Here is a 3127-nt window from a genome sequence, read left to right on the forward strand (position 1 = left end):
GGGGGGGGGTTTATGGGGGCCTTGGGGGGTTTTTCTAGGGGGGCACCTAGGGGGGCGGGGCGGGCCCGGGCCCGGCCCCCCGCGGACGCCGAATCCGTGCTGTCGCGGGCCCATCCGGGCGCCGCGCCACCCCGGATGGGCCTGCGGGAGCGTAAGAAGGAGCGCACCCGCCGCACCATTCGCACCGAGGCGTTCCGGCTGTTCCGCGACCAGGGCTACAACGAGACGACCGTGGAGCAGATCGCGGACGCGGCGGAGGTCTCGCCGAGCACGTTCTTCCGGTACTTTCCGTCCAAAGAGGAGTTGGTGCTCGCCGACGATCTGGATCCGGTGATGATCGAGGCGCTGGGTCGGCAACCGAAGGATCTGTCCATGCTGGAGGCGTTCCGCGATGCCGCCATCGCCACGTTCACGTCCCTGGGCGACGAGGAATGGGAATTCGAGCGGCAGCGGACGGAGCTGATCCGGACGGTGCCGGAGTTGCGGGGCGCGCTGGCCCGGGAATTCGACCGCAGCGTGCGATTGGTCGCGGATCTGACCGCCGAGCGAACCCGGCGCAGCCCCGAGGATATCGAGGTGCGGGCGTTCGCGGGCGCGCTGATCGGCGCCGCGCAGGCGTCGCTGCTCGACCGCGACCCGTTCGACCGCGAGTCCATCGTGCATCTCATCGAGTTCCTGGCCGCGGGAATGCCGCTGCCCGTCGTCGACTCATCGGAAACCGCAGAGTAGCAACGGCTTACACGGCGCGGCTCCGCCGTGGGCTAGGCCGGGCCCTGCGCGGCTCGCTCGCGCGCGACGACGTCGTCGGTCATGGTCGAGAAGAACGCGCCCACCACATCCTCGATCTCCGAAATCGACTCCGCGCAGTACAACACCGGCTGGTAGTGGGTGATGTCGTAGGTGCGCGTGCCCATCTCGACGATGTTCAGCGGGCGCAGTTCGGCGTGGCGGAACTCCTCGATCTCGCCGAACGACGACAGCAATCCCGCTCCGTAACAGCGGATTTCGCCGTTCTCGCGGACGACGCCGAACTCCATGGAGAACCAGAAGACATCGGCCAGGAACTTCAGCGCGGTCTCGGTTTCCAGGCGGGCGACCGCCGCGCCGACCTCGGCGTAGAGGGCCGCGAACCGCGGGCTCGCCAATTGGTTCGCGTGACCGATGACCTCGTGGATGGCGTCGGGTTCGGGGGTGTACAGCGGCGCGGAGTGGTGCCGGATGTACTGGGTGGAATGGAAGATTCGGTCGGCGAAGGAGCCGAAGAACTCGCGCAGCGGCACCAGACCGGCGGCCGGTACATAGCGGAACCCGCTGAGTGGCACCAGCTTTGCGGATACCTCGTCGAGCTGCGGGATGTGGTCGACGGGCAGGTCCAGGCGCTGCTCGCCCGCCAGGACCTCGTGGGAGGCGTAGGTGCGGTGTTTGCGCGCCAGCTCGGCGGAGACGATCCGCCAGACCTCCTGCTCCTCGTCGGTGTAGTCGATACGCGGTGTCGGCTCCCCGGGCCGGTACGCCAGCGCCTGGGCGGCGATCGCATTGCGGCGGGCCCGGTAGTCCGGGTCGTTCACACCGGGATGCTCGTCGCTCAGGTGCACCGTCACGTCGCCGTCGGTCCCGGTGGTCACCGGGGAGTACAGCTGAGCTTCGTTGAACATGCCTCCAGGCAAGCACCGCTGGCCGGTTCCGACAACAAACGTCCGGCCAGCTGGGCAATTTGCCTAGTTCATGCGGTCGAGTGCGTCAGTGCTGCCCGTGCAGCGCGTGGACCACGGCATGGCCCTTGCCGCGGCCGATCAGCCACTTGTTGACCGGCGTGGTGACGACGAAGGCGACCGCGAACGCGAAGGCCAGCGTGACCCAGAACAGCACGGTGTCGAGGTGTGCGTCCATCGCGCCGGGAACGGCCAGAATGACGGCGTTGTCGATGATCTCCATGACGGTGATCGAGACGGTATCCGCGGCAAGCGCGGTGGACACGGCGGCCCCCAGCGTGAGCCCCGCCTTCAGCACGCCCCGCATGGTGAACGCATACCCGAACACAAAGGCCAGCACGATAGCCAACACCATCGTCGGCGCATTCCTCCACCCCAACGCCGTCCCGATCACCATCCCCAACACCTCCCCGATCGCACACCCGGTCAAACAGTGCAAGGTAGCCTGAGCCGCCATCCCCCAACTGGCAGGCACACGCCCACCATGCCCATGCCCCGAGTGCTCGTTCCGCATACCCTAGACCATACCGTAGGGGGGTATAGTGTCAAGTGTCGGGTCATGCTCGGTCGATGGCCGTCTAATCGACGGTGCCGCGCGGTACGACCCAGATGTGCGGTTGCCTGGTGACCGCGGCGATGTGCTCGAAATCCTCGTCGTAGTGGACGATCACCGCCTCGTGAAGTTCGGCGACGGCGGCGGTCAGGATGTCGGCGGGACCTGCTGCGCGGTGCTGACCGCGGCGGGCCAGCAGTTGCTGGACCTCGCGGGCGCGGTCGGCGATCGTCTCGGTGATCGGCAGAGTGGTGAAGTGAGTCCGGCGACTACGGGCGATTTTCTGCACGTCGGCGAGGTTTCGGCCGGAATGCCCGGCTTCCAGGTCGAGGGTGACGCAACTGGCCGCAGCGCGGTCGGTCAGCAGGCCCCCGATAACGCGCTGCACTGCCGGATGCCCGAGCCTGGCCATCGCGGAGGTGTCGATCAAGTGCAGGCGCAGCGGTGTGGAACCTTTCACCGCCGCGCCTGTTTCATGATCTCCGGGTCGGTGATGTCCGGGCCGACGCCGAAACTGTACGGGTAATCGTCCAGGATCTCCTCGATGCGGCGGCGGCGCTCCGCGACGAACCGCAATGCCGCGTTCACGGTGTCCTTCTTGGTCGTCGTTCCCAGCTCCTTCGCCGCCAGCGCCAAGGCTTCGTCGTCCAGGTCGACCATCGTCTTCATATGTATCACAGTATATCCACCCCCATACTGTCAGCAATATCGCTTGATCCAACCGTTGTTCGATGCCGCGGACCGGGTGGATGGGAACACGTGATGGCATGAGAAAGGCCGCCGTACTCGTGGAATAGGAAGGCGGCCGTGGGGTTCGGTGCGGGGCAGCGGGCGAATAGGAGGGCGCGGTTGACCTGCAGGT

Annotated in this window: 5 protein-coding genes; 1 reads left to right on the forward strand and 4 read right to left on the reverse strand. The window is 66.9% G+C overall.

Going from position 1 to position 3127, the window contains the following annotated elements; all coding sequences use genetic code 11:
• Positions 1–135: 135 nt before the first annotated feature.
• Entirely contained in the window at positions 136–729 is a 594-nt protein-coding gene (locus QH290_RS32495) for an acyl-CoA-like ligand-binding transcription factor (protein ID WP_280387091.1), read from the forward strand.
• Positions 730–761: 32 nt separating this feature from the next.
• Here QH290_RS32495 and QH290_RS32500 read toward each other — a convergent pair whose 3' ends face one another.
• The 4 genes from QH290_RS32500 to QH290_RS38005 form a co-directional block, all read right to left on the reverse strand.
• Entirely contained in the window at positions 762–1655 is an 894-nt protein-coding gene (locus tag QH290_RS32500) for a phenylalanine 4-monooxygenase (protein ID WP_280263734.1), read from the reverse strand.
• A gap of 85 nt (positions 1656–1740) precedes the next feature.
• On the reverse strand, positions 1741–2226 hold the full coding sequence (locus QH290_RS32505; protein ID WP_342213212.1) for a DUF4396 domain-containing protein: 486 nt from the start codon (positions 2224–2226) through the stop codon (positions 1741–1743).
• 64 nt (positions 2227–2290) lie between these two features.
• Positions 2291–2725 (reverse strand): PIN domain-containing protein, encoded by a 435-nt coding sequence (locus QH290_RS32510; protein WP_280263736.1) that lies wholly within the window; start codon positions 2723–2725, stop codon positions 2291–2293.
• Positions 2722–2934, reverse strand: coding sequence for a type II toxin-antitoxin system VapB family antitoxin (locus QH290_RS38005; RefSeq protein WP_342213213.1), 213 nt, complete (start codon positions 2932–2934; stop codon positions 2722–2724). Before QH290_RS38005 ends, QH290_RS32510 begins: the two co-directional genes overlap by 4 nt.
• Between the last annotated feature and the right edge of the window lie 193 nt (positions 2935–3127).

The sequence above is a fragment of the Nocardia wallacei genome, assembly GCF_029869545.1.
Classification (GTDB): Bacteria; Actinomycetota; Actinomycetes; order Mycobacteriales; family Mycobacteriaceae; genus Nocardia; species Nocardia wallacei_A.

What these genes read in the sequence shown, in the direction of transcription:
- QH290_RS38005 (WP_342213213.1), bottom strand. Translation starts at nt 2,934, where the DNA reads ATGAAGACGATGGTCGACCTGGACGACGAAGCCTTGGCGCTGGCGGCG.
- QH290_RS32505 (WP_342213212.1), bottom strand. Translation starts at nt 2,226, where the DNA reads ATGCGGAACGAGCACTCGGGGCATGGGCATGGTGGGCGTGTGCCTGCC.
- QH290_RS32495 (WP_280387091.1), top strand. Translation starts at nt 136, where the DNA reads ATGGGCCTGCGGGAGCGTAAGAAGGAGCGCACCCGCCGCACCATTCGC.
- QH290_RS32500 (WP_280263734.1), bottom strand. Translation starts at nt 1,655, where the DNA reads ATGTTCAACGAAGCTCAGCTGTACTCCCCGGTGACCACCGGGACCGAC.